This is a genomic window from Psychrobacter sp. APC 3281 (assembly GCF_030407815.1).
In the GTDB taxonomy this organism is placed as follows: domain Bacteria; phylum Pseudomonadota; class Gammaproteobacteria; order Pseudomonadales; family Moraxellaceae; genus Psychrobacter.
This window is the reverse complement of the sequence record NZ_JASDCS010000008.1, coordinates 75,955-102,102: the sequence shown is the minus strand read 5'-3', so window position 1 is coordinate 102,102 and position 26,148 is coordinate 75,955. Positions and strand designations below refer to the sequence as shown.

The window sequence follows — 26,148 nt, the reverse complement described above, 5'->3', positions numbered from 1 at the left end:
ATATTTACTCAGTAACTTTTTAAAAGCTTATTGTTACAGCTTAAATTCAGGTAGAATTGGCGCGCTTTACCTTTACCCTTTTATTGTTTGATTCATAACTAATCTGGGCTGTTCCATGCCATCATCTAATACCCCGTCTGACCACTCTGCGAATCCAATGGACCCTGTATCATCACCTAGTCGTATGGTATACGAGACACCTTTATATTATCAGTCTCTTATTGGGCTACTAAAGCCACTATATCGTCTGCAAGTATGGCGTCGATCTCATAGAAATGACAATTATCAGCAGGAAATCGATCAGCGTTTTGGTAAGCAGTATCCACCGCGTCCAGTGGTCAATGCTGATATCGACAAAGGGGTAATTTGGTGCCACGCAGTCTCATTAGGTGAGACCAATACGGTCGCGCCTTTACTAGATATGTTATTGGCTAATGGCTATCAGATATGGTTGACCAATACGACTCAGACAGGTTTTGCTCGTGGGGCCAGTCGTTTTGCAGAACAGATAGCTCAAGGTCAGATGAGTCATAGCTATGTGCCAGTCGACAGCCCTGCTGTGATCGAGACTTTCTTAACGCATGTACAGCCGAGCGCTGCACTGTTTGTAGAAACAGAGCTATGGGCAAATATCTTGACCAAACTATCTCAGCACCGTATTCCAAGTATCCTAGTCAATGGTCGATTATCTGCTTCTTCTTTTCAGAGTTATCAAAAAATTGGTGCAGTCAGCGCCAGTATGATGAAAAACCTCTCCTTAATTATTGCGCAAGACAGTGACTCTGCTAAACGCTTTCGGCAGTTAGGGGCTAGTAGCGCCCAAATTCGTGTGGCAGGCTCATTAAAGTGGGTAATCAATGCGTCCAAACTCAATGACAAAGCGGTAGAAGATAATGGTATTTATAATAAGAAAGCTGAACTGCGAGCAGAGTTTGGTATAGCAGATCGTCCTGTGTGGGTAGCTGCAAGTACTCACGATGGTGAAGAGGCAGCAGCGTTGTCATTGCAGCAGCAACTACTGTCTCAAGCGACATTAGCAGATACGTTGCTTGTTATCGTGCCTAGGCATCCTGAGCGTTTTGACGCAGTAGCAGAGCTCATTCAGAAAACTGGGTTAAATATGGCTCGGCGCAGTGATGGAGATATGATTGGTGCAGATACGCAAGTCTATCTAGCAGATAGCATGGGTGAGATGATGACTTGGTATACATTGGCAAATATAGCATTTGTGGGCGGCTCACTGGTAGATATTGGCGGGCATAATCCAGTGGAGCCTGCAAGTGTGGCTACGCCTGTATTGATGGGTCGTTACACTCAGTCGTGCCAAAGCGTGATAGACAAATTGGCTGAAGTAGGCGCTTTATATCAGCCAAGTAATGATTTTTATTGTCCAATCGAGTCAAACAAGTCAAATAGTTCGGATGCACAGATGGTCATTGAAGATCAGTTAAAGGCGAATAAAAAATCTTCTCGTAAGAAAACAGCTTATAACCGTGAAGACGCTGTGAGCATTTATACGCAGCTAGAGACTTGGCTACGCAATTTGCCATTGGCCGCGCAGGCAGGGCAAGCTGGCGAGCAAATGACGATACAGCAGCAAGCGGTATTGACCCGCCAATTTACTATGATTGAAGACGCAATCGAACTGTCCTCCAACCAAGATAATTTATGAACTGTATATTATTGCCTGCTGAAAACTTCTCAGTAGACACAGCGAACATCGATTCCTTGTCTCAAGTCAGCCATGTGACTAAAGTGTTGGGCGCGAAAGTCGGTGATACGCTTAAAATTGGCCAGATCGGCGGCAACCTTGGTACTGCTATCATTGAAAGTATTACCTCTGACAGCCTTCAGCTAGGTAACGTCCAGCTCAATACTGTGCCGCCAGCCAAATTGGATTTAACTGTCATTTTGGCGTTACCACGTCCTAAAGTGCTACGGCGATTGATCATGGATATGACGGCGCTTGGTGTACGCGATATCATTCTTATCAATAGCTACCGTACCCAAAAAAGTTATTGGCAAAGCCCAATGCTTGAGCGGATAGACGAGTTTGTATTAGAAGGCTTACAGCAAAGCATCGATACAATTGTTCCTAGTATTACGCTACAAAAACGTTTTAAGCCATTTGTCGAAGACTCACTTGCAAGCCTAATGAGCAATCCAGCGATTGTCGCACATCCCTACAGTCAGCAGTCCTTTTCTGAATTTTTACAACTACAACCATCACGAGAGCTACCGAGTATAGTCTGCATAGGCGCTGAAGGTGGCTGGATTGACTATGAGATAGAACTGCTGACAGCGCAGGGTTGCACGCCTGTACATATAGGCTCTCGTATTTTGCGCACGGAAGCTGCGGTCAATGCAATTTTAGGCCAATGGTTGCTTTAGATGGACACTAAAACGCGTCGTTAGACCAAACTATTGAAAGAGCTGGTGAAAAATAGTTCTTAAAAATCAATGCTCAAGACTCATCACAGGCATATTTACCAGTTAAACAAATGTATTGATAATTAATCTCACTTCCATTAGTATGTTGCTTTAATATATTATGGCCTGATTACTGTTAACGCTTAGCAAGTCATCGTTATAATCACTGTTATTTTGTCTCACCATCCGTCTTACTTTTTTTATAGCATTACTATGGGGAAAACCATGTCATTGAACGCTATCAGCGCTAATCTAACCTCTACGAAGCTTATCCTACCTGCAGCCGTATTTGGCATGATGTTGGGTCTGGCAGGTTGTAGTAATTCTTCAACCACAGAAGAGAGCGTAGAAGTAGAGTCAACAGAAACAGGTGCTGAGCAGCAAGCAGCAACTGACGAAGCTACGACTGCTGATGGTCAGACGATTACTATCTACTCATCACGTAATGAGCAGCTGATTAAGCCATTGTTAGATCGCTATACTGAGCAAACAGGTGTAAAAGTTGAACTGGTTACAGACCAAACTGGGCCTTTGATGGCGCGTCTAAAAGCTGAAGGTCAGAATACTCCGGCTGATATGCTATTGACCGTTGATGCTGGTAACTTATGGCAGGCTGCAGAGCAAGGCCTATTGCAGCCAGTATCATCTACTGTGTTAGAGGCTAACGTTCCTGCAAAATACCGTGATCCAAAAGGTCAGTGGACAGGTCTGTCACTACGTGCACGTACTATCTTCTATGACCCAAGCAAAGTTACTGCCGACCAGTTGTCTACTTATGCAGATTTGGCCGATCCAAAATGGAAAGGCAAACTATGCTTACGCACCTCTAAGAAGGTTTATAACCAATCGCTTGTTGCTAGCATGATGGAGCATTTGGGCGAGGAAAAAACCGAAGCGGTTATCAAAGGGTGGGTTGATAACCTAGCGACTGATGTGTTCAGTGATGACGTTGCGATGCTAGAAGCTATCGCTGCTGGTCAGTGTGAAGTAGGTATCGCCAATAGTTACTACTATGGTCGTCTATTGAACGAAAAACCAAACTTCCCTGTTAAGATATTCTGGGCAAACCAAGATACGACTGGTACGCACGTAAACATCTCAGGCGCTGGCGTGGTTGCAGGTTCGGACAATCCAGATGGTACGCTTAAACTGATAGAGTGGTTGTCATCTGACGAAGCTCAAGGTCTCTATGCTAGCTCTGACAAAGAATTCCCAGTAAAAGTAGGTATCGATGAGTCAGACATGCTCAGATCATGGGGCGAGTTCAAAAAAGACGATATCAATGTACAGAAATTCGGTGAACTACAAACTCAAGCTATCCAAATGATGGATAAAGCGGGTTATAAATAAGGGGTCGCCAGTAATACTGATACCAATCTCAAAATCATAACTTTTAGACAATAGTTCTCAAAGCACGGCTTTTAAACAACAGCTTTTAAAGAATAGGTTCAAAGGTTAGTCATTACAGATCAGTTATTCATGTAATGACGATTTTAAGGTTGGTATAAGCTTACAAGGTCTCTATACGTATGACACGGTAATGATAATATGATCACAACGCCAGATGCGTCTGTTAGTCAAAACGATACTGTCAATGATGGTGTTAATGACAAGCAGACTGTCAGCCAAGACCACGCCCTTCGTAAACGTATTATCTCGAAATCAGTCTTAGGGCTGATTTCATTGTTTATGCTAGTACCGATTTTAATCGTGCTGCTGTCGTGGACTCAGCCAGTGGCAGAGATTTGGACACACATGGCAGACTATGTACTGCCGCAAGTGCTCAAGAACACGGCGATTTTATTGCTTATGGTGACTGTCGTTTCAGGCACTATTGGTACTGCTCTGGCTTGGGTCACTAGTATGTATCGTTTCCCTGGTCAGCGTTTCTTTTCGTGGGCGTTGATGTTGCCACTTGCCATCCCTGCTTATGTATTGGCATTTGTCACTATCGGCATTGTTGATTTTAGTGGGCCGCTACAGACAGCTCTGCGCGATTCCGGTATTAGTACTGCCATACCGTCGATAAGGAATGTATGGGGCGCAGGCTTGATATTGTCGCTAGCGTTTTACCCTTATGTATATTTGCTCGCGCGTCAAGCATTTTTGTCGCAAGGCAGGCGAGCGATAGAAGCGGGGCAGATGCTAGGTTTGAGTCGTAGCCGTGTGTTCTTTCGACTGGCGCTACCGCAAGCACTACCGTGGATCATTGGCGGCTTGTTGCTAGCCAGTATGGAAACCTTAGCAGATTTCGGTGCAGTATCCGTATTCAATGTCGATACTTTTACTACCGCCATTTATAAAGCATGGTTTGGTTTTTTCAGTTTGACCACAGCGGCTCAGTTAGCAGCCTTGCTGATTGGTGTGATCTTCATTGTGGTATTGCTTGAGCAGTATTGGCAAGCGAAGCGTGGTAGCTCACTTACCCAAGGTAGCAGCCAACGCTTTGACGCCAGTAAACCTGCTAAGCTCGCCATGACACTGCTGTGTACGCTGATCTTTTTAGTTGCCTTTTTAATTCCTTTCTTACAGCTCATCTATTGGACAGCACTTAACTTTCGCCAAGATTTTGATGCGCGTTACATTGATTTTGTTACCAACAGCCTCATGATTGCTAGTATGACCACGTTGTTTATTGCCTTTTTGGCCGTTATCATTGCGTGGATTAAACGGCAGTATCCTGATAAGTCGACTAAGCTAATGACCACTTTAGCCAATTTGGGTTATGTCGTACCGGGGACTGTGTTGGCGGTAGGGATATTTATACCTATTGCGTGGCTTGATAATCAAATGATTGCCTTTGGTATCACCTCACAGCAAGTGCTTTCTGGCAGCGTCATTGTTATGCTACTGGCGCTATCGACACGTTTTATGACAGTGAGTTTTCAGCCAGTTGACAGACAACTGCAACGATTGACAGTCAATCAAGAAGCTGCTGCAAAATTACTTAGCGACAGTCCTTATCAGCGCTGGCGTCATGTGATGCTGCCTGTGCTTAGCCCTGGCGTATTGACTGCATTACTGATGGGCTTTGTCGAAGTGATGAAAGAGATGCCCATTACGCTGATGACACGGCGTCAAGGCTGGGATACGCTTGCAGTACGAGTGTTTGAAATGACGAGCGAAGGTATGTGGGGACGAGCCGCATTGCCGAGTTTGCTAATCGTGTTAGTTGGCTTGCTTCCTGTCTGGATACTACTGCGTCAAAGTGACAAACACAGCTAGTAACAACAAATCTAATAGCAATAATTTGACATAAGTTTAACAGCACACTCGTAGTGTCAGCTATATTATAATTTGCTCTGTTTTATCGATGGTTTTACTTACTAATAGCGAACTGGTACCGTCTATGTACACTGATTCAATGAACGACTCCACAAATTCTAAGTCAGAAAAGGCTCGGGCTAATCATATGCCTGTAGCAAAATCACCACTGTCACAAAATAGAATCAATCCAGTTCAGCCGAATAAAACTGTAGAACAAAGCAGTACCTCACAACAAAATACTGAGAAACATATCGCGACAGATCCTTATTTTAGTGTGCAAAATCTCATCGTAGGCTATGACGATACTATCGTCGTTAATGGTCTATCGTTGGTGCTGGAGCAAGGAGAGATTGGTTGCTTCTTAGGTTATAGCGGCTGCGGGAAGACAACAGCGCTTCGAGCAATCGCGGGACTGGAGCAAAGTCGCGGCGGCACTATCTATCTAAACAATCAACGCTTAACAGAAAAGACAGCTCGGCACTCATTTGCCGTGGCACCAGCCAAGCGCGGCATGGGGATGGTGTTTCAAGATTATGCGCTTTTTGGTCATTTAAGCGTGGTAAAGAACATCGCCTTTGGTCTCAATAAATGGTCAGCTGCTGACAAAAAAGCACGTGTGGCTGAGATGCTAAGCTTAGTCGAATTGACTGAGCATGCGGATAAACGTCCTAATGAGCTCTCTGGTGGTCAGCAGCAGCGTGTGGCTCTTGCAAGAGCGCTAGCCCCCAAACCAAAACTACTATTACTTGATGAACCATTCTCTAATCTAGATGTGGTACTGCGTGAGTCATTGGCAATGAATGTCCGTGATATTCTCAAACGTACTAATACCACAGCGATTTTGGTCACTCATGATCAAAATGAAGCGTTTGCGCTAGCGGATAAAGTAGGGGTAATGGACAAAGGACGATTGGTACAGTGGGCGCGACCAAGCGAACTGTATCATGAGCCTGTCAGTCCTTTTGTCGCTGAATTCGTAGGCGAAGGCGCGATGATAGACGGCATTATCAAAGAAGGTCATGTTGAGACAGCACTGGGGAATATCTATCGCCGCATGGAAGTCTATGACGAATCAGGCCAGCCACAGTACTGCGAATATGATTATCCAAATGGCACGCCCATTAAAGTACTCGTGCGCCCTGATGATATTATTCATGATGACGACAGTACACAGACAGCTTTAGTTATTGGACGTGTGTTTCGCGGTGCCAACTATTTATACCGTCTGCAGTTAGACGACGGACAGACTGTCTTATCCTTGGTTGCGAGCCATCATAATCATGCAATCGGCTCGCATATTGGCATTCTGCCTTTGCTAGAGCATGTCGTAGTCTTCGATGAAAAAGACATCAATGCCACTACTTGGTCAGAATACGATAGGTCATCAAGAATGGATGAAGAGGTTTAGTAGCATTTACCATTCTTGAGCTGTTGTCTCAATTTACCGTTTAGCTAGAATATGTAAGTAACGGCCAAGCCATTTGTACGGCTCTAACTGTGAGTAGCGTAACTCCATTCTAATCACTGCATCTGGGTCGTTATGACCGCCACGTTTGAGCGGTGCATAGTCATGAAATACCCGCAAGCCACTGCTGCGCACCGTCTGATAGTCATGCGCCTTTAACCAAGACTGAACCTCTTCTTTAGCGACGGGATGATTGGGTGTCAGACTTTTCTTGTTGTCTGCCTTATAGTCTGTATTATCGAGTAGATTAAAATTTCCCATGATAAGGTTACGATAATCAAAGCTTGCAGGATTATAAAAGCACAAAGATAGCGCGCCATCATCTGTTAGATATTGATCAAAGAAGTCCATGACCGCTGCTGGTTCTGCCAACCATTCGAGTAGCGCGTGCGACATAATCAAATCAAACCTTTCTGTCTCTGTCTGAGCCAGTTTTTCTTCAAGCGCTTGATAAGGGCAAACATACCAAGTGATGTCTAGCTTTTTATCAATTTTTTCTGCGCTCGCTTTCGCCTTCTCAAGCATATTCGCTGAGATGTCATTGATGACTACGCTATGACCTTGAGCAGCAAGTTCTATCGCAATTTGCGCAAGCCCTGCACCCACATCCAGGATACGTAAAGGTCGCCCAAGCGTCTCACTCATCTGTGAACTATATTCAAAAATATCACGTCGTAACACGGCCAATCGAATCTCGCCTTTTAAACCACCATAAACCTTCTTTTCAAAATGTTCGGCAATGGCATCGAAGCTACGATCTGCTCGTTTGTCTTCTGCTGGTATAGAAAGGTTTGAGTCAGGCTGGCTATATTGATGTTTAGTTGTCATAGGTATTTAGATCAATGAGTAAGAGGGTCAAATTAATAAAACTATTTAGTATTAACTAGCGTTTCAAACGTCTGTTAATTACCCATTTAAAAACGAATTTCGCTAAAACAATAACGACAAATACCACGATAACAAACACCCACATACCATTGCCTTGTAGATTTTCTTGATAGGCTTTTGACAAGTATGCTGATAAAGCCATAGCGACTAGAAGTGCTCCCCAACGGACATAAGGGACAGCGCGATTGTTATGGTTAGGAAAGCTAGCAACGTAATCGCTCGAAAAGCTGTATAGCACCATTGCTAAAATCCAAACAATTGCAAGAATGATATCCATAATAAAAGTAGCCTATTAGGTCGTTATTTAAGTGCTATAAAAGATGAGTTAGTGTAGCGTTTAGAAATTTTTTGTCCAGCATCACTAGAAAATAACCGCATTAAAGTGGTTTAAATCATAATGTGCTCACTAAAATAATATGATTTTGAAAGCTATTAGCTCATGGCAAAGCATTATGGTCGTGAAAACTATATAACCATAAAAACCATCAGTTCACGTCAGAGACAGTTGTAGGTGTTGTTGTATTGGCTAAATATTCTAAGCATCCTAGTTGTTTGGTCAATAGAGCTTATATGCAAACCACATATGAGTTCTATGCTCAAGATTTTAGCGTTAAATTAAATGTCGTGTTGAATTGTAGATAGAAACATAAGTATTCACTCAGTTAGTCAAAATAAATCTTGTCGAGCTGTACTGAATGAGTATAGTATTTTTCTATTTAATATCCATCAGATACGGAGAATAAACAATGAAATCAATCACCACAGCGCTACTCGCCCTAGTATTTGCCTTTACATCTATGAGCCAAGCACAAGCTCGAAATACGCCCTGTTCAGGTAAAATGGGCGGGGTGTCACATTGCTCAGCAGATGGTAAGTTTGTTTGTAAAAATGGCAAAATCAGCCAATCAAAAAAAACCTGCCATTAGAATTATTTTAGCGTGTGTCAATAATTCAAAATATCACTGCAAATGAACCGCCTAGCTTGATTTTAATGGTGGTCAGAACCCCTAAATCAGCAAATTTGTGCTAAAATAGCTTCTTTTATTAAACATTAAAACTATCGCTATTTTCCTATTGTTTTGCACGTGTAGCAGTGTTTTTTTATGGTAAGTATTTTGGTCATGACTGCCCATTTATGTGGCAGTATTTTTATATGATCTACGGGTGCCATAAGCGATGTGTCAACGTTAGAAAAAAATGTGAGTGAAGGAGTGTATATGAGCGAATCGGTCAGTCCTATTGGCATCGTAGATGAGCTAAAGCAGTCGTATTTGGATTATGCGATGAGCGTGATCGTCTCGCGTGCGCTGCCTGATGTGCGTGATGGGTTCAAACCTGTACACCGCCGCGTGATGTATGCCATGCACGTGCTATCAAACGATTATAATAAACCGTATAAAAAATCAGCACGTGTGGTTGGTGATGTTATCGGTAAGTACCATCCACATGGCGATAGTGCCGTCTATGATGCCATCGTCCGTATGGCGCAGGATTTTAGCTTGCGCTACCCAATGGTTGATGGTCAAGGTAACTTTGGTTCGATCGATGATGATCCTCCGGCAGCGATGCGTTATACCGAAGTACGTATGACTAAACTGACCCACCAGATGCTCGCTGATTTGGATAAAGATACGGTCGATTGGGAAGACAACTACGACGGCTCTGAGCGCATGCCAAGCGTGATGCCAGCGCGTATTCCTAACCTATTGGTCAATGGCGCGACGGGTATTGCCGTTGGTATGGCGACCAATATGGCACCGCATAACTTGACCGAAGTAATAAATGCTTGTCTTGCGTATGCTGAAAACCCACAAGTTTCAGCTGAAGAGCTAATGTCGCATATTTCAGGTCCTGACTTCCCTACAGGTGGTATTATCTATGGTCGCGCGGGCATTTTAGATGCTTATCGTACCGGTAAAGGCCGTTTGCATATTCGTGGTCGTTATCATATCGAGCCGATGAGCAATGCTGGCGTCAACCGTGATCGTGAGCGCATCGTATTTACCGAAGTACCTTATCAGGCTAACAAAGCCAAGCTGATCGAGCGTATTGCAGAGCTGGTTCGTGATAAAAAAATCGAAGGTATTAGCGAAATTCGTGATGAGTCTGATAAAGACGGTATGCGTATCGCTATTGACTTGCGTCGTGGCGAGACCGCTGAAGTTATTGTCAATAACCTATTTCTACAAACGCCGCTAGAGTCTAGCTTTAGTATCAATATGGTGGCGCTCGATAATGGTCAGCCTAAACTATTGACTTTGCGTCAGCTTATCGCTGCATTTGTCCGTCATCGTCAAGAAGTGGTGACCCGCCGTACGATTTATGAATTGAACAAAGCCCGCGTTCGTGGTCATTTGCTAGAAGGTCTAACGGTTGCTCTAGCCAATATCGACGAAATTATTGCGACGATTAAAGCTTCTGCAAACCGTGGCCTAGCACGTGAAAGTTTATTAAATAACACATGGGGCTCAGGTAGCGTTGTTGCGATGCTCACAGCTGCTGGTAGCCAATCAGTGCGTCCTGAGTTTATCGATGGCGAAGATCCTAAAGCGCCGTTTGGTCTGATCGAAGGCGAAGAACGTTATCGCTTGTCACTTGAGCAGGTCAATGCGATTTTAGATATGCAATTGCATCGTTTGACTGGTCTTGAGCAAGATAAATTGACTGAAGAGTACCAAGACCTATTACGTGAAATCGCACACTTAGAGTCTATCCTTGGCGATTTTGATAAGCTGATGGCGATTATCTCTAATGAGATGATCGAGATTCGTGATAACTTTGGTGATGAGCGCCGTACCGATATCATCGATTCACGTATGGACTTTAGTCGCGAAGACCTTATTCCTGAGCAAACGGTCGTCATGACGGTATCGCGTACTGGCTATGCTAAGACTCAGCCGATTGACGATTATGTTGCACAAAAACGTGGCGGTAAAGGTAAGTCTGCTACGGCAATGAAAGAAGATGATGTAATTGATCATTTAGTCGTGACATCAACGCATTCTACGGTACTGTGTTTCACTGATAGTGGACGTGTCTTTAGCTTACGTGGTTTTGAAGTGCCGATTGCCAGTCGCGGTGCTCGTGGTCGTCCATTAGTCAATCTAATTGGCCTAAATAGCGACGAAACCGTTACAACCATACTACCAATTCCAAAAATTGTGGAAGATACATCAGTAGTAAGTGAAGTATCAGAAGTAAGCAATGATGACGATTCGGTAGAAGATAGCAACCAAGCAGAGCCGCCTTTTGTCTTCTTTGCCACGGCCAACGGTACAGTGAAGCGGGTAGAGCTGAAGCAGTTTGCCAATATCAGATCGAACGGTTTGATTGCAGTTGGATTAGAAGACGGTGATAAATTGGTCAGCGCTCGTATTACTAATGGTAGCCAAGAAGTGATGTTGTTCGCTTCAAGTGGTAAAGCCATTCGTTTCGATGAGAATGATGCGCGTGCGATGGGTCGTACGGCAAAAGGCGTCCGCGGTATGCGTCTGACTACTGACGAATTTATCAAATCATTAGTTGTTATCGAAGATGATGTACGTGAAATCTTGATTGCTTGTGAAAATGGCTTTGGTAAACGTACCTTTATCGATGAGTTCAATACACAAAATCGTGGTGGTGGCGGTGTGATCGCTATCAAGACCAGCGAGCGTAATGGCGCACTAGTACGAGCGACCAAGGTTGACTCTACCGACGATATCATTTTAATCTCTGATAAAGGCACATTGGTTCGTACCCCAGTTGAGCATGTCGCTAGCTCTGGTCGTAATACACAAGGCGTAACATTGATTCGTCTGTCAAAAGATGAAAAACTGGTTGCCATGGCGCGTGTTGAGCACGAAGAGAGCGATGATGAGCTTATCGATGCCATGAGAGAAGACGGTACGTTTGAGGTAGAAGGTCAGGAGCAGATAGATATTGATGCGACAACTGACAGTACTGCAACTACCGACGTCGACGATGTGATTGATATTGCAAACGATCATAAACCAAGTGACAATCTATAATAGACTAACTATGCATAAGACGATGACGAGTAATAGTCTTGGTAATTAGCTTTTGAGTCTAGTCTCTTAGCATTTTTCTAGAAAAAAGCCTCTGACGTTATCGTCGGAGGCTTTTGTTTTTTCATTCTCATTTTTTCAATACTGTAAATAAGGTTCTATTTTTTAAGGCTGTTGTTATGCTTACGACCAATCAAACTTTTCAGGGAACGGTTGCTTCGGTATCATCGAGCTTTTTATTCTCGATGATGTTTTTGTTTGGACTGTTTATGCTGCCCTTAACAGGGACGCAGGTAGCATCATGGCGTGTGCTCATGATGTTGCTCAGTTTGGTAATATTGGTCAGTTTGACTAAGCAGTGGCAACGTGTTTTTGATTATATAAAGACGCTAAAGACACCAAAAGAATGGCTAATATTTATACTGCCTGCGCCAATCCTAGGGGGACAGATTTGGTTGTTTATGTGGGCGCCGGTCAATGGGTTTGGTCTCGATGTTACGTTGGGCTATTTTTTATTGCCGCTAGTGATGATTGTGCTTGGTCGATTCTTTTACCATGAATATATGAGTATTTTGCAATGGGCTGCCGCGATATTTGCAGCACTCGGTATCGGCTACGATATTGTTCAGTATGGTTCAGTCTCTTGGGTGACACTGTTTGTATGCTTGGGTTATCCACCGTATTATCTGCTACGGCGCACCCTTTCTGTACCACCCATTACGGGCTTATTGTTTGATTTGACGCTGTTGACACCAGTCGTGCTGATCGTGCTATATATGACGGGCGGTTTTGATGTTGCGGCGCAAGACATGAAGTTCTGGTATCTGTTGCCGCTGCTTGGTGCTTTTAGTGCGCTTGCGATGTCGCTGACGATGATTGCCAGTAGCAAGTTGCCAGTATCACTGTTTGGGGCATTAAGTTATATCGAGCCAATGCTGTTATTCGTATTGTCTATCACGATTCTGAGTCAAAGCCTTGAAGAAGGTGGTTCACTCTTTATGTACGGGATGATTACGCTTGCGTTACTGGTCATGATGGCCGATAGCGTAAAAGGTTACCTCGTTCGTCAGCGTAATGACCGCTTGCATGGCTATAGAGAGCTTCAGATTGGCGGCTTTCCACCGCGTCGTCACTTTATCAATCAGCGTATCGATGGCGTGCTAAAAGCCCATCGTTTTCGCAAGATTCGTCGTTACCAAAAGAAGATGGATAAGATACAGCAAAAAATCGAACAACTTGATGCAAAATAAGCACTTACCTGCATTAAATTCACTCAATTTAAAAGTTTAGACACTAGATGAACAGTGGCATTGCTTATTCATTCTGATTTTGACATAATGCCGACCATGATGTAAGCCTAACACATCAAAAGCGTTCAACTTAGATTGCGCGACGACCTTATATGCAAAAGCCTCAGACGTTCTCGTCTGAGGCTTTTGTTTTTTTTAAAAATTGCCATGGATGTGCCCCAATCTTTAAAGGCTGTTGTGATGCTGACTACTAACCAAACCTCGCAGGGTACAATCACTGCTGTCGCTGCAAATTTTTTATACTCATTACTGTTCTTATTTGGTCTACTGTTGCAACCATTATCAGGTACGCAAGTCGCTTCGTGGCGCGTGCTGACGATGTTTTTTAGTCTAGTACTGCTGGTCAGTGTACTAAAGCAGTGGCAGCACATTTTTGATTATCTAAAAACACTAAAGAACGCGAAAGAGTGGTTTTTATTTATACTACCCACACCGATTTTGGGCGCGCAAATCTGGATATTTATGTGGGCGCCAGTCAATGGTTTGGGACTTGAGGTAACGTTGGGTTATTTTCTATATCCGATGATTATGATTGTTGTCGGCAGGTTCTTTTACAACGAAGATATGAGCTTACTTCAGTGGGCTGCTATCGTATGTGCAGGTCTTGGTATCGCTTACGATATTTTTGAGTATGGTGCTATTTCTTGGGCGACTTTGTTTGTGTGCTTGGGTTATCCTCCTTATTATCTACTACGTCGTAAGTTGGCCGTGCCGCCTATTACTGGTCTTATCTCAGACCTTGTATTGTTGTTACCAGTGGTATTGGTCGCGCTGTATATGAATGGCGGTTTTGAGGTAGCAATCACTAACCACAAGCTTTGGTATCTGCTGCCACTATTGGGCATTATTAGTACCGCTGCGATGTCACTGACGATGGTAGCCAGTCAGAAGCTGCCTGTCTCACTATTTGGCACTCTGTGTTACCTTGAGCCAATATTCTTGTTCATCTTCTCAATCGCAATTTTAGATCGTAACTTACATGATGGTGGCTCCATGCTGATGTACAGCATGATTTTTATCGCACTGCTGATTATGATTGCTGATAGTGCGCTGGGCTATATGGCGCGTAAACGTGAAGACCGCTTACATGGCTACAATGAGCCACAAGTAGGCAGTTTCCCACCACGTCGTCGTCTGAAAAATCGCCGTATCAAAGGCGTGCTAATCGCGCATCGATTCCGCCAAATCAAAAAATATCAGCAAAAGATAGATAAAATGACGCGTAAGATTGAAGCATTGCATTTAGATTGATGTCAAAGAGTACACCGTCTTAGATAGTATCGATTCGGTAGGCATAGTTTTCCAGTATGTCTGCCAACTCACAGTATTAAAGGAGTAGAAATTACGCTATTATCGAGAGCAGTAGTGCCGCGATTGAGTGAACATATGGCGCTATATCTGAGATACTATGGCTGATTTACTACAATATATAACTAGGACGGTTTATGTTACATCTTCATCATTTAGCAAACTCGCGCTCGTTTCGTATTATCTGGCTGTTGGAAGAGCTCGGCGCCGATTATAAATTGACTTGCTATGAGCGCAATAAGGCATACCGTGCTCCTGATAGCCTAAAGCAAGTGCATCCGATTGGTAATGCGCCGATACTAGAAGCAGACAATCGTGTGCTGATTGAGTCAGGATTCATTATTGAATATCTGATTAAGCATTACGACAAAGAAAAGCAGTTCAAACCTGACGATAAGAACGAAACAGCATGGGAAGCCTATACGTTTTGGCTACACTTTGCAGAGGCTTCATTAATGCCACTGTTGGTCATGCGTTTGGTATTCACAAAAGTAGTGTCTCAGTCGCCGATGCTAATCAAACCTATCAGCAAAAAAATCCAAGGTCAGATTGAAAAAAACATGATCAGTAGCGGTTTGGAGAAAATGCTAGATATGATGGAGCGTCATCTACATGAAAACCATTGGTTTGCAGGTAGTGAATTTAGCGCCGCTGATATTCAAATGCATCTTGCAGTCTTGGGTGCCAATGCTGGTGCAGGTCTAGATCAGAGTAAATATACCAATCTTTTGAACTGGCTCAAACGCTGCGAAGAACGAGATGCCTTTAAGCGAGCAGAAAAAAAGGGCGGCCGTCTGAATTTTTAAAGGATGCTGGTATAATCCTCCCTCAACGCTTAAGTAGCCATGTAGACCAAAGGCTTTGTTTATGAATAAACAAAGCCTTTTTTAGGATAATGTTATGACAGATCTAAACACCTCGAATAAAGACAATCTAAAGCAAGATAGCCTAGATAAAGATGACAATCAGTCAGCAACTCAAACATCACTTAATAAGCAAGATACCAGTATGCAAGAAAATAATAGACAGCAGATTAATAGCCAGCAAGTCTCTATCAAGTCGTGGTCACAGAAAATTCTAGTGGTAATTCTGTGTGCAGCGAGCTTTTATGGTGGCTGGAAATCTTACGAATCGAATATGGTAAACGAGTGCACCGCCAATGGTGGACAAATGGTTGAAGGTCAAAAAACCATGATATGCCAATTGTCATAGCTAGGGCATCTTCTTCGTTTATCTTATTTCTGTCATTGATTTAGAATGAAGAGAAGCTCTCGTACTTCTGAGCCAGTACTCCTGATAAATAAAAGGCATCCTTATGCTAAAGCTAACCTTTTTGGGTACCTCTGCAGGTGTACCGACCAAACAGCGTAATGTGACCGCATTGGCAATAGAGTGTATGAATCCGCATAGCTCTGGCGTACAGCAAGGGAGTCGTCAACAGAATAATCAGAGTAAGAAATCGCGCCCATGGGTGCTGATTGATTGCGGTGAAGGCACACAGCAGCAATTGCTACATACCAAACTCTCATTGCATCAATTGGCTGCTATTTGCATCACTCATGTGCATGGTGACCATTGCTACGGTCTGCCAGGGCTATTAGCAAGCGCTGCTATGTCAGGACGCCGTGAACCATTAACTTTGATTGCCCCAAAAGCGATTGCTACTTTGCTTGATGCCATTATCGTCACTACAGAGCTGTATCTACCCTTTGCTCTCAATTTTGTAGCGATTGAAGAGGTGTTAGCTGAGCAAGGTGATACGAATAAGGTTAACATTAGCTTAAGCGACCAACATCAGCTTGATATTGATATCACGCCGCTATCACATCGGGTTGCTTCTCATGCCTTTGGTATTACTCAGACTATTAGCCGCCGCATCCTTAATACAGATAAGCTTGTGGCAGATGGTATTCCAGCAAGTGCACTATGGGGCAAGTTACAGCAAGGCGAAGATGTCACGACTGAGGGTAATAGACAATTGCGCTCAGTAGATTATGTTGACAATGAGATACAGCGGACGCGAGTGGTGGTGGCAGGAGACAATGATACGCCAAACTTGTTAAGCAAAGCCGTTATCAATGCGGATTTATTAGTGCATGAAGCGACGTATACCCACGAGGTGCTGACTAAGATTCACGCTAAAAACCCAGACTATGATCCGATGCATAGTAGCGCGCATGTGGTGGGTACATTCGCGCAAAAGATGAACCTGAAAAACATCATTTTGACCCACTTTAGCGCTCGCTATCAGGGTTTTGATAACCCTAATAGCAAGACGCCAAACATGGCACATATTCGCTTAGATGCTGAGAGCGTTTATGAAGGTAATCTTTGGTTAGCCGCAGATTTTGACCAATATATGGTTGATGGTGCAATTGAGTCGGCAAGCAATCAAGAGGGCAGTCAAAAGGACAACTGCGTGCAGTATATAGGCTCTGCACGCAGTGATTAGATATGGCTAAGCTTAGATATGATTTAGCGTTAAATATGACCTAGCACTTACTGTCTTCGATAGCCAATTGTGTTTCACCACTCCAAAAACGGCTAAATTGATAAGCAACTCGTCCTGAGCGACCACCACGTTCTGAGGCCCAGCGTAGCGCATCCTTTCTGATCGTGTCAGGCATAGACTGACTTGCTAAAATGTCCTTAGCATCATTATCCAGATCAGCGGAGATTTTTTGCTGCTCTAAATTCAAATAATGCTGAACGATTTGCAGATAAGTCTGCTGATCCATAGGATGGAAGGTAAGGGACAAACCGAATCGATCTGATAATGACACGGTTTCATCAATGGCCTCATAGGGATTGACTTCATCCGTCTGCCCATTATAAATATCGACATTGTCTTTCATCATCTGCGGTAGCAAGCGACGGCGATTGCTAGTGGCGTAGACCAGTAGTTTGTCTTGCTCAGAGTCTAGCGAGCCATCGAGCACGCTCTTTAGCGCACGATAGCTTTCGTCTTGACCATTAAAAGCGAGATCATCACAGTATACGATATAGCGGCAATGACAATCTGCTGGTAGGGCATTAATAGCAGCACGAATCTTATCCAATACTTGCAGATCATCGCGGGCCACCTCAATAATACGCAAGCCTTCACTATGATGGGCTTGTAGCAAAGCGCGAATCAATGATGACTTACCAGCACCGCGGGTGCCTGACATCAATACATGGTTGGCAGGGTAACCTTTAATAAACTGACGGGTGTTTTGTACCAGTTTCGACTTTTGCGTATCGATACCATGCAAGTCATCTAAGCTCAAAAACAAATTGACCGACAAAGGCTGCAGGTAACCAGTGCGTCCACCAACCCAGCGATAAGCAAGCTGTCTCGGGTCGATTTCAATAGTTGGTGTGACTCGCTCTTGTAAGTACTGACTGAGTAAGTCTAACAAAGGTGCGGGTAGGGCATAAGTAGGTTGATCAGATGGCGTGGTCGGGATAGTTGGTTGTGACATAGTGGCTCTAGCAATTAAGGTTGTCTTTAATACCATACCCAAAAATACAATTAACGCTGCTGAAATTTCAGTGCCTACAATCTTAGTACCTACTAAGCGTAGTACTTGTAATCATTATTCGCGCTATTATTATCTTTGGAAATGATACGAATGGGAAGGCAGTAATCTCACTATATTATGAGAAACAATACCATGGAAAATAGTGCCAGTAATCCGTCTATTACGCAAGCCTTGCAAGCGCAGGCGATACAGCTATTACCTATTATCAACCAAGAACTGGACGCACAATATTTTAGGGAGGTAGTGCATCAACGTATTGCTCAGCAAAGCACAGAGCAAATGCAAGATGTCAAAACGCAACATATCGACAAGACTTATTTCCAAGGACTAACACGTGCCCAGCATCCGCAATTTGGCAGTGTGATGATTAAATGGCAGTTGAGTGATGGCGCTTATCCTATCGCTTCTGATTTAACTCATGAAGCGGATATTTTAGCTGCTGTAAATGCTTCATTGATAGTCAAAGATAACGTTATCGCACCGCCGCTATTGGCTCATTATTGCGTAAATGTTCAGATACTAGAGCAGTTGCAACACCTAGTTATAGTGGTCATGCCTTATTACCCTAATGGTAGCTTGGTGAGTCAGCTGACCGCTTCAAAATATCTGTCATTGATAGCGTCACAAAAGCATCATTTCATCATGAAGTCTGTACACTTGATAGTCAATTTGCATCAGGCTGGCTGGCTACATAATGATATTAAACCTAGTAATATTTTGCTTGAAGGTCCTGACGATAAATGGCCGGCAGATACTATGAGTAATGATCTGACTCCTAGATTGTTACTCACTGATTTTGCTTTATCACAACATATGACGGTGGCTAATAGCCAACCAAATCCTGCTGGCACACCAGCGTATCTCGCACCTGAGCGCTGGCAAGGACAGCGTGCAACGGTGCAAAGTGATATCTACGCGTTTGGCGTAATGATGGTTGAGATACTAACAGGCAAGCGCCCGTTTCAGGTAAGCGCCAATAGCAATGAGAAATTAAAAGTGTGGGCGATTCAGCATTGCCAACAACCTATTCCAACGTTATCAGCAGAATGTAGTCACTATCAATGTATTGTCGACAAAGCATTGGCGAAACGGGTAGAGAGACGGTATCAGGAAATGGATAAGATATTGATAGATTTGAAGTTATTAGACAACAGCTGAATTTATTATTTTATTTTAAAAAGTGATTGTTTGTAGTATTCACATATTACCCAGTCGTTGTTTTTTATGTTTGAATGGATATTCAGGCTCATTTTAAGCGAAGTCGCTATAAACTAATTTGGGTTCCCATATTTCATTACAATGTTTTATTACAATACAGTGAGAATATCATGGCTAAAGTACTTATCATAACCGGTGATTTTGTTGAAGACTATGAAAACATGGTTCCGTTCCAAGCGCTACTAGCGATGGGACATGAGGTTGATGCGGTCTGCCCAGATAAAGTGGCAGGTGATAGCATTGCTACCTCAATACACGACTTCGAAGGTGATCAAACTTATACCGAAAAACGCGGTCATAATTTTTTCCTTAATGCGTCTTTTGCTGATATCAATGTAGAAGATTACGATGCTTTGTATTTACCGGGTGGACGTGCGCCAGAATACTTGCGCTTGAATGCTAAGGTCATTGCAATGATTCAGCATTTCGCAAATACTGATAAACCGATTGCATCGGTTTGCCATGGGCCACAAATGCTGACGGCTGCTGGCGTATTAAAGGGTAAAAAAGTATCTGCTTATCCTGCGTGTCAGCCAGAAATAGAAATGGCTGGCGCTGAGTATATCGAGTTACCTATGGATGGCGCTATTACAGATGGCCAACTGGTAACGGCACCTGCATGGCCCGCCCACCCAGCGATGCTAAAGCAGTTTGTTGCCTTGCTATAAGCGTTAATTCGGGTCTGTTGAACGTTCAATAGACCCCAATATCGAGAGAGAATATATATGTGCCAACTTTTTATTAGTGCTGACGACAGCTTGTGGAGCTCTAAGACCAAATCACTTCGAATTCAGGGAGTTGTCACCTCAATTCGTTTAGAAGTATTTTTTTGGGATATATTAGAAGAGTTGTCATTTCGCGATCAAATGACAGTCAATCAGCTGATTACCAAGCTATACCTTGAATCTCTCGATGCTGATCATGATATTGGCAATTTCACCTCTTTTTTAAGAGTGTGTTGTTCTCGTTATTTATCTTTAATAGCCGATGGCGATCTTTCCCGCGAAACAAGATTGCCTTTAGAAAAAGTCGATGCAAAAAATATCATTCAACGTGAAACCCTCCGTAAAAATCAACGTAGTGCATTATTCAACGATAGTGAGGGAAACCTTTCTATTAATTAATTATGCCTATAGCAGGTATATGCAAATATTGGCAAAGCGGGTAGAGAGGTGCTATAAAAGTACGGATGAGGTGCTGCATGACTTAGAAAGGCTATAAAAGTAGATTAATACTTCTGATAAGTTATTTTATAGTTTTAACACCAAATTCCAGACACAAAAAAACCTGCTAAAAAGCAGGTTTTGATATTTGGTCTAAGATGTACTATCCGAAAATGGTGGGGCTGGAGAGACTCGAACTCTCACACCTTGCGGCGCCAGAACCTAAATCTGGTGCGTCTACCAATTCCGCCACAGCCCCATTTTCGTTACTCTATCATCAAAAGCGATTAAACTCAAACGCTATCTAGATAGTTAACTGATTCGGTAGTGCGTCTCAGTGGTTGGCTATTATATAGAGTTTTAATTGTTTGGCAACCCCTATTTGCAATTATTTTTAATTATTTATCATTTATTTTCGATATTAATTTTAAGTAATTGATATTAATCATAATTTGTTATCGTGTTTTATGCGTTTATTTACTCTTTAGTTGGTACTCTCGGGGCAGAGATATCCAATTGCTGCAATTTGCGTGTCAGAGTATTGCGTCCCCAACCAAGTAAACTCGCTGCCTCTATCTTTTTACCGCCGCTATGATTGAGTGCTGCTGTTAATAAAACGCGCTCAAACTCAGGGGTTGCTGTTTGCAGAATATCAGTTTCACCCGTGCTTAACGACTGCTCAGCCCAATCAGCCAGTGCTTGCTGCCAACTTTGGCTTTTAGGCATCTGGCTACTTCGCTCATTTTGATGACTGTTTAACACACTACTATTTAATACATCGCCACTTTGTACCAAGTTCTCTTGAGCGTCTTCCTTTGATGAGCCATGCTCTTCATAAAGCACCGTATTAGGTGAGATGTTTTCAAGTAGCTCTGGTGGCAAGTCTGTCGCCATCACCGTATCACCAGTGGCCATCACGGTGAGCCATAAACAGACGTTTTCTAATTGACGCACATTACCGCGCCAGTCAAACGTCTGCATAATTTGCAATGCGGCAGGATGTAGATGCTTTGGGGTGGTACTCATTTGCTCTGCGGCAGACTGCATAAAGTAGAGGGCTAATGCAGGAATGTCTTCAGGGCGTGTACGTAGTGGTGGTAGGGGTAATCGAATGACATTGAGTCGATAAAATAAGTCTTCGCGAAATCGGCTTTGTTTCACTAGCTCTTCTAAGTTTTGGTGGGTGGCTGCGATGATACGTACATCGACCTTTATTGGCTGCTGACCACCAACACGATAAAACTCACCATTGGCCAGGACGCGTAACAGCCGTGTCTGAGTGCTAAAAGGCATGTCACCGATTTCGTCTAAAAATAGAGTACCGCCGTCTGCCTGCTCAAAACGGCCTTGACGCATTGTCGTTGCACCAGTGAACGCGCCTTTTTCGTGACCAAATAGCTCAGACTCGATCAAGTCATGCGGTATGGCTGCCATATTAAGCGCAATAAACGGTTGCTGCTTACGCGGGGAGTGTTGATGTAAAGCACTGGCTACTAACTCTTTACCCGTTCCAGACTCACCAGTGATTAAGACAGAAATGGGGGATTGAGCCAGTCTGCCAATAGCACGAAACACCGTTTGCATGGCTGGTGACTGTCCAATGATGCCGCTAGGGTTACTATTACTTTTGCCTTCGCCGGCACCTTTGTTCTTATTGTCTTTGGTTGTCTTACTGGCAGGTGCTACTTTAGGTTTTAGCAACTTTTCAGTAGACGTGTCAGGCGCTATATTGGTATTGGTTTTATCTGAAAGGGAAACAGTTGTTGTTTCTAAATTAGGCTGGTAGTTGATGGCTTTATAAATCGTTGCAACCGCGTCATCTAAGTCAAAAGGCTTGGGCAGGTATTCAAAAGCACCTGTCTGATAGCTATTGATAGCAGAGGTCAGGTCTGAATGTGCCGTCATAATTACGATTGGCATTTTGGGAAAATGCTGATGGACCCAGTCGCTAAAAGACAATCCATCCATCATTGGCATGCGAATATCGGTCAATATGACGTCTGGTAATTGTTCAGCTGACTCTTGCTGTTTTAACACATCATTAAGGCGAGTCCATGCTGCTTGGGCTTGAGTAAAACTGATAACGGTCAATCCAGCATCTTCAAACGTGTCTGCCAACACCATACGTAGGGCTGCATCGTCATCGATTAACCACAATGTTGCAGGGTGGTCGCTGGGTGCATTATTCACAGTTACTATTTGTGATTGTGGTGATTGATCATCGCTTTTAGGTTGGAGGTCGTCGCTATATTCAGTCATGTATTGGGCCTAATCAGCAATTATTGATGGTAAGTTGGGGATTGGGAGTTGGCGTTATGAAACTTAGCAGCCTTTAATTCATAAATTCATAATTTGTTTTATGTCTCAGTGATGGGTTGAGTAAATGGTAGATATAGCGTAAATCGGGTTTGCTTATCTTCTTGCTTTTTTGTCGAGCTCACATCAATCATACCATGATGATGACTGATAATATCTTGGACGATGGATAATCCAAGACCTGTACCGGCTGCACGGCTAGTGACCATCGGGAAAAATATCTGACCGATCAATGCTGGATCAATACCTGAGCCATTATCAGTAATGGTAATTTGCATCACTTGCTTGTGCTGCTGCCCTACGATCGTATGCTGAAAGGCAACTCGCGTTTGAATATGTAATGTGGGTTGATAGTCAGAATTGCTCTCAGTTTGTATGGCAGCTTGTGGTGATTCTTGAGACGCTGAGATTCTATTCTGCTGTAGCGTTTGTTCGAACTCAGTCATCGACTCACAAGCATTATTAATGAGGTTTAAAAACACTTGAATCAGTTGATCCTTATCAGCGCACAACTCTGGCAATGATAAATCATAATCACGCTGTAACACTACCTGTGGATACTGATTGGTCACTAAGGTTAAGACATGCTCCAAAGGCTCATGGATATTAAGCGTTTGCCAGTTTGGCAGTTGATTGGAACCCAGAAGCTGCCCAATAAGATGGGTTAATCGATCAGTTTCTGAAATAATAATGTCCGTATAGTTGCGCAGTTTTTGATTCATTTTTTGCAAATCATGCTGCGTGTCAATGTTAGTAGTTGTCAAAGCATTATCAGCGCTAGAGGTGTTAGTAGTAGATGCGTCGCTGAATTTAATAAACTGCCGTTGCAACAGCTGGGCTGCCCCGCGAATACCAGCAAGAGGGTTTTTTATTTCGTGTGCCACTGAGCGTAGCATATGACGGGCCACTGTATACTGCTGTTGTTGACGCTGCTCCTCAGAGATACGACTTTGACGATCTTTGCCCCACATCTCGATAATAAAATAAGGCTGCTGTTCATAGATGACAGGCGTGACGCTATAGTCGACTGACAATGATAAATTACCGTTTAGCGGTGTTTTTATGATGTGGTCATGATCAATAAAAGGTTGTTGGTAGTTCTGTGCTTGCACAAAGCGCTCGGTCAACGAGTAAGCTGGCTCGCTCGAAGGCTCGTTTTCATTTGTATCATTACTATTATTATCGATAAATGCAGTATCTTTAGTCTTTAACTCATCGGGTGCGAGCAGTGTCAAGATGGATTGATTGATCAGTCTGCCGCTACTAATGGCAAGTAACTGCTCGGCTTGAGCATTCAACCGCGTGATTGATAGCTCATCGTTGACCCATAGAATAGCGGTGAATAAATGCTGAGATATAAATGCGAGGTCAGGGGTTGTTTTAGCGGTTATAAAATCAGCGTTCATCGGTAGGGCCCAAAAAAGTCAGATGCTTGAGATAATATTTAACCACAAATCAAGACTATAGAGCGGCAAAACTGGTGATTTTTGCAAAAAAAACGTACAATGCGCTCAGCCAATTTATCTCTAGCAAGGTCAGCCATGTCCAAAACTTCTACCGAGTCAGTGAATACGACAGCAGCAGCTCCTCTATCTGCCGTAAAAGACACTGCCACTATCTTCAATCCTGCCGCGCCTACCATAGTACAAGCGCAGAGTCAGGCAGATGCCAGTCAAACAGATACTAAACAACCTTACCATCATAAAGCCAATCATAATCAGAACCGTAGTGTAGCTCAAAGCAGCGATGTTACGACTGCCAATGCGACTGCTACGATGCCAGTTAGTGCAGCGCCAAAGATTGGTTTTGTGTCACTAGGTTGTCCAAAAGCATTGGTGGATAGTGAGCGTATTATCACTGAGCTAAGCCGTGACGGTTATCAAGTAGCTAGTGATTACGACGGTGCTGACTTGGTCGTGGTAAACACTTGCGGCTTTATTGAGTCAGCGGTACAAGAGTCACTTGATGCGATCGGCGAGGCCATTAGCAAAAACGGTAAAGTGATTGTCACTGGTTGTTTGGGCAAAGAAGCGGACAAAATCCGTGAGATGCATCCAGCTGTACTAGCAGTGACAGGCGCACATGCCTATGACGAAGTGATTACGGCAGTAGCGCAGCATGTGCCTAAGCCAAATCGCAGTCAGGACGCCAACTATGATCCAAAAATAGATTTGATTAATGAAGCGGGTATCAAACTGACCCCAAGCCATTATGCTTATCTAAAAATATCAGAAGGCTGTAATCATCGTTGTACGTTCTGCATTATCCCAAGCTTGCGCGGTGATTTGGTATCGCGCCCGATTGATAATGTAATGAACGAAGCACTGGCACTCAAAAAAGCTGGCGTGAAAGAATTACTTATCATCTCGCAAGACACTTCAGCTTATGGCCTTGACCTAAAGTATAAAACTAGCTTTTGGAATGGTATTCCGCTCAAGTCTAAGTTTTATGACTTATGCCAAGCATTGAACGATTTGGGCATTTGGGTTCGCTTGCATTATGTCTATCCGTATCCACATGTAGACAAAGTCGTTGAGTTGATGGGTGAGAAGAAACTGCTTCCTTATCTAGATATTCCGTTCCAGCATGCTAGTCATCGTATCCTAAAAGCGATGAAACGTCCTGCACATAGCGAAAACACCTTGGCCCGTATCAAAGCGTGGCGTGATATCTGTCCTGATATCGTGATTCGTTCGACCTTTGTGGTTGGCTTCCCTGGCGAGACAGAAGAAGATTTTCAGTGCTTGCTTGACTGGTTAGTTGAAGCACGCCTCGATCGTGTGGGCGCATTTACTTATTCAGAAGTAGAAGGCGCAGTGGCCAACGACTTGCCTGATCATGTCCCTGAAGACGTCAAGCAGTCTCGTTATGAGCGTTTAATGGCGCTACAGCAAGATATTTCAGCGCAAAAGCTACAAGAAAAAGTCGGCAAAACCTTAACGGTATTGGTCGATGAAATTGATAGCGATGAAAATATTGCTATCTGCCGTAGTTATGCTGATGCACCTGAAATTGATGGTCATGTCTATGTTGACGACATCAACGCTCAAGTTAAAGTAGGGCAGTTCTTAACCGTGACTATCGATGATGCTAGCGAATACGATTTGTTCGCCAGTTATCAAGGCTAGATATCCAATAAGATATGCGAGTGAAAATTGCCCAATGGCGGGCAGTTTTTGCTACAATTAGCGCAATTTAGCCTTTTTAATACGCTTAGCTGTAAGTGTAGCGTTGTGGGCAAACTCGATTTGT

The 26,148-nt window shown here is 43.4% G+C and carries 21 protein-coding genes and 1 tRNA gene; 16 read left to right on the top strand and 6 right to left on the bottom strand.

What is annotated here, in order from left to right; translation table 11 throughout:
- The first annotated feature begins 115 nt into the window (after positions 1 to 115).
- The 5 genes from QL886_RS08540 (at position 116) to QL886_RS08520 (ending at position 7,105) form a co-directional block, all read left to right on the top strand.
- Positions 116 to 1,672 (top strand): 3-deoxy-D-manno-octulosonic acid transferase, encoded by a 1,557-nt coding sequence (locus tag QL886_RS08540; RefSeq protein WP_290178369.1) that lies wholly within the window; start codon positions 116 to 118, stop codon positions 1,670 to 1,672.
- The gene (locus tag QL886_RS08535) at positions 1,669 to 2,391 is read left to right on the top strand and encodes a 16S rRNA (uracil(1498)-N(3))-methyltransferase (protein ID WP_290178368.1); all 723 of its coding nucleotides are present in this window, start codon (positions 1,669 to 1,671) and stop codon (positions 2,389 to 2,391) included. Before QL886_RS08540 ends, QL886_RS08535 begins: the two co-directional genes overlap by 4 nt.
- Before the next feature lie 264 nt (positions 2,392 to 2,655).
- Positions 2,656 to 3,780, top strand: coding sequence for an extracellular solute-binding protein (locus tag QL886_RS08530; RefSeq protein ID WP_290178367.1), 1,125 nt, complete (start codon positions 2,656 to 2,658; stop codon positions 3,778 to 3,780).
- A gap of 198 nt (positions 3,781 to 3,978) precedes the next feature.
- A complete protein-coding gene (locus QL886_RS08525; protein WP_290178366.1) occupies positions 3,979 to 5,655 on the top strand; it encodes an iron ABC transporter permease in 1,677 nt (558 codons plus the stop codon).
- A gap of 124 nt (positions 5,656 to 5,779) precedes the next feature.
- Positions 5,780 to 7,105 (top strand): ABC transporter ATP-binding protein, encoded by a 1,326-nt coding sequence (locus tag QL886_RS08520; protein WP_290178365.1) that lies wholly within the window; start codon positions 5,780 to 5,782, stop codon positions 7,103 to 7,105.
- Positions 7,106 to 7,138: 33 nt separating this feature from the next.
- Here QL886_RS08520 and QL886_RS08515 read toward each other — a convergent pair whose 3' ends face one another.
- Together QL886_RS08515 and QL886_RS08510 are read right to left on the bottom strand one after the other, a co-directional pair.
- Positions 7,139 to 7,990, bottom strand: a complete 852-nt coding sequence (locus tag QL886_RS08515; protein ID WP_290178363.1) for a methyltransferase domain-containing protein — start codon at positions 7,988 to 7,990, stop codon at positions 7,139 to 7,141.
- A 55-nt stretch (positions 7,991 to 8,045) separates the two neighbouring features.
- On the bottom strand, positions 8,046 to 8,327 hold the full coding sequence (locus tag QL886_RS08510; protein WP_057759093.1) for a hypothetical protein: 282 nt from the start codon (positions 8,325 to 8,327) through the stop codon (positions 8,046 to 8,048).
- 469 nt (positions 8,328 to 8,796) lie between these two features.
- On the opposite strand from QL886_RS08510, the gene QL886_RS08505 reads away from it, so the two are divergent.
- From QL886_RS08505 to QL886_RS08475, 7 genes are all read left to right on the top strand, one after another.
- Positions 8,797 to 8,976: a hypothetical protein gene (locus QL886_RS08505; RefSeq protein WP_290178361.1), complete on the top strand. Its 180-nt coding sequence runs from the start codon at positions 8,797 to 8,799 to the stop codon at positions 8,974 to 8,976.
- A gap of 291 nt (positions 8,977 to 9,267) precedes the next feature.
- Entirely contained in the window at positions 9,268 to 12,060 is a 2,793-nt protein-coding gene (gene gyrA, locus QL886_RS08500; RefSeq protein WP_290178360.1) for a DNA gyrase subunit A, read from the top strand.
- A gap of 176 nt (positions 12,061 to 12,236) precedes the next feature.
- A complete protein-coding gene (rarD, locus tag QL886_RS08495; RefSeq protein WP_290178359.1) occupies positions 12,237 to 13,307 on the top strand; it encodes an EamA family transporter RarD in 1,071 nt (356 codons plus the stop codon).
- Between the two features lie 213 nt (positions 13,308 to 13,520).
- Entirely contained in the window at positions 13,521 to 14,618 is a 1,098-nt protein-coding gene (gene rarD, locus QL886_RS08490) for an EamA family transporter RarD (protein WP_290178358.1), read from the top strand.
- A gap of 194 nt (positions 14,619 to 14,812) precedes the next feature.
- Positions 14,813 to 15,481: a glutathione S-transferase gene (locus tag QL886_RS08485; protein WP_290178357.1), complete on the top strand. Its 669-nt coding sequence runs from the start codon at positions 14,813 to 14,815 to the stop codon at positions 15,479 to 15,481.
- Between the two features lie 94 nt (positions 15,482 to 15,575).
- Positions 15,576 to 15,887, top strand: a complete 312-nt coding sequence (locus QL886_RS08480; protein WP_102078140.1) for a hypothetical protein — start codon at positions 15,576 to 15,578, stop codon at positions 15,885 to 15,887.
- Between the two features lie 103 nt (positions 15,888 to 15,990).
- Positions 15,991 to 17,127, top strand: a complete 1,137-nt coding sequence (locus tag QL886_RS08475) for a ribonuclease Z (protein WP_290178356.1) — start codon at positions 15,991 to 15,993, stop codon at positions 17,125 to 17,127.
- 40 nt (positions 17,128 to 17,167) lie between these two features.
- Here the strand turns inward: QL886_RS08475 and QL886_RS08470 are convergent, their stop codons facing one another.
- The gene (locus QL886_RS08470) at positions 17,168 to 18,139 is read right to left on the bottom strand and encodes an ATP-binding protein (RefSeq protein ID WP_290178355.1); all 972 of its coding nucleotides are present in this window, start codon (positions 18,137 to 18,139) and stop codon (positions 17,168 to 17,170) included.
- A 192-nt stretch (positions 18,140 to 18,331) separates the two neighbouring features.
- On the opposite strand from QL886_RS08470, the gene QL886_RS08465 reads away from it, so the two are divergent.
- The 3 genes from QL886_RS08465 (at position 18,332) to QL886_RS08455 (ending at position 20,541) form a co-directional block, all read left to right on the top strand.
- On the top strand, positions 18,332 to 19,357 hold the full coding sequence (locus tag QL886_RS08465) for a protein kinase (RefSeq protein WP_290178354.1): 1,026 nt from the start codon (positions 18,332 to 18,334) through the stop codon (positions 19,355 to 19,357).
- A gap of 167 nt (positions 19,358 to 19,524) precedes the next feature.
- The gene (locus QL886_RS08460) at positions 19,525 to 20,085 is read left to right on the top strand and encodes a DJ-1/PfpI family protein (protein ID WP_290178455.1); all 561 of its coding nucleotides are present in this window, start codon (positions 19,525 to 19,527) and stop codon (positions 20,083 to 20,085) included.
- A gap of 57 nt (positions 20,086 to 20,142) precedes the next feature.
- Complete coding sequence (locus QL886_RS08455; protein ID WP_191114902.1) at positions 20,143 to 20,541, top strand: ribbon-helix-helix domain-containing protein; 399 nt, start codon at positions 20,143 to 20,145, stop codon at positions 20,539 to 20,541.
- Positions 20,542 to 20,754: 213 nt separating this feature from the next.
- Here QL886_RS08455 and QL886_RS08450 read toward each other — a convergent pair.
- The 3 genes from QL886_RS08450 to QL886_RS08440 all read right to left on the bottom strand — a co-directional run bounded on the left by QL886_RS08450 (position 20,755) and on the right by QL886_RS08440 (position 24,302).
- Positions 20,755 to 20,839, bottom strand: a tRNA-Leu gene (locus tag QL886_RS08450).
- 218 nt (positions 20,840 to 21,057) lie between these two features.
- The gene (locus tag QL886_RS08445) at positions 21,058 to 22,839 is read right to left on the bottom strand and encodes a sigma 54-interacting transcriptional regulator (protein WP_290178353.1); all 1,782 of its coding nucleotides are present in this window, start codon (positions 22,837 to 22,839) and stop codon (positions 21,058 to 21,060) included.
- A 98-nt stretch (positions 22,840 to 22,937) separates the two neighbouring features.
- Positions 22,938 to 24,302: an ATP-binding protein gene (locus tag QL886_RS08440; protein ID WP_290178352.1), complete on the bottom strand. Its 1,365-nt coding sequence runs from the start codon at positions 24,300 to 24,302 to the stop codon at positions 22,938 to 22,940.
- A 135-nt stretch (positions 24,303 to 24,437) separates the two neighbouring features.
- Between QL886_RS08440 and rimO the strand changes: the two genes are divergently transcribed.
- Complete coding sequence (gene rimO, locus QL886_RS08435; protein ID WP_290178351.1) at positions 24,438 to 26,024, top strand: 30S ribosomal protein S12 methylthiotransferase RimO; 1,587 nt, start codon at positions 24,438 to 24,440, stop codon at positions 26,022 to 26,024.
- Positions 26,025 to 26,148: the final 124 nt, after the last annotated feature.

Coding starts and splice junctions, on each gene's coding strand:
- gyrA (WP_290178360.1), top strand. CDS start 9,268: ATGAGCGAATCGGTCAGTCCTATTGGCATCGTAGATGAGCTAAAGCAG.
- QL886_RS08470 (WP_290178355.1), bottom strand. CDS start 18,139: ATGTCACAACCAACTATCCCGACCACGCCATCTGATCAACCTACTTAT.
- QL886_RS08540 (WP_290178369.1), top strand. CDS start 116: ATGCCATCATCTAATACCCCGTCTGACCACTCTGCGAATCCAATGGAC.
- QL886_RS08475 (WP_290178356.1), top strand. CDS start 15,991: ATGCTAAAGCTAACCTTTTTGGGTACCTCTGCAGGTGTACCGACCAAA.
- QL886_RS08515 (WP_290178363.1), bottom strand. CDS start 7,990: ATGACAACTAAACATCAATATAGCCAGCCTGACTCAAACCTTTCTATA.
- QL886_RS08485 (WP_290178357.1), top strand. CDS start 14,813: ATGTTACATCTTCATCATTTAGCAAACTCGCGCTCGTTTCGTATTATC.
- QL886_RS08530 (WP_290178367.1), top strand. CDS start 2,656: ATGTCATTGAACGCTATCAGCGCTAATCTAACCTCTACGAAGCTTATC.
- QL886_RS08510 (WP_057759093.1), bottom strand. CDS start 8,327: ATGGATATCATTCTTGCAATTGTTTGGATTTTAGCAATGGTGCTATAC.
- QL886_RS08445 (WP_290178353.1), bottom strand. CDS start 22,839: ATGACTGAATATAGCGACGACCTCCAACCTAAAAGCGATGATCAATCA.
- QL886_RS08525 (WP_290178366.1), top strand. CDS start 3,979: ATGATCACAACGCCAGATGCGTCTGTTAGTCAAAACGATACTGTCAAT.
- QL886_RS08465 (WP_290178354.1), top strand. CDS start 18,332: ATGGAAAATAGTGCCAGTAATCCGTCTATTACGCAAGCCTTGCAAGCG.
- rimO (WP_290178351.1), top strand. CDS start 24,438: ATGTCCAAAACTTCTACCGAGTCAGTGAATACGACAGCAGCAGCTCCT.
- QL886_RS08505 (WP_290178361.1), top strand. CDS start 8,797: ATGAAATCAATCACCACAGCGCTACTCGCCCTAGTATTTGCCTTTACA.
- QL886_RS08440 (WP_290178352.1), bottom strand. CDS start 24,302: ATGAACGCTGATTTTATAACCGCTAAAACAACCCCTGACCTCGCATTT.
- QL886_RS08455 (WP_191114902.1), top strand. CDS start 20,143: ATGTGCCAACTTTTTATTAGTGCTGACGACAGCTTGTGGAGCTCTAAG.
- QL886_RS08535 (WP_290178368.1), top strand. CDS start 1,669: ATGAACTGTATATTATTGCCTGCTGAAAACTTCTCAGTAGACACAGCG.
- QL886_RS08520 (WP_290178365.1), top strand. CDS start 5,780: ATGTACACTGATTCAATGAACGACTCCACAAATTCTAAGTCAGAAAAG.
- QL886_RS08480 (WP_102078140.1), top strand. CDS start 15,576: ATGACAGATCTAAACACCTCGAATAAAGACAATCTAAAGCAAGATAGC.
- rarD (WP_290178359.1), top strand. CDS start 12,237: ATGCTTACGACCAATCAAACTTTTCAGGGAACGGTTGCTTCGGTATCA.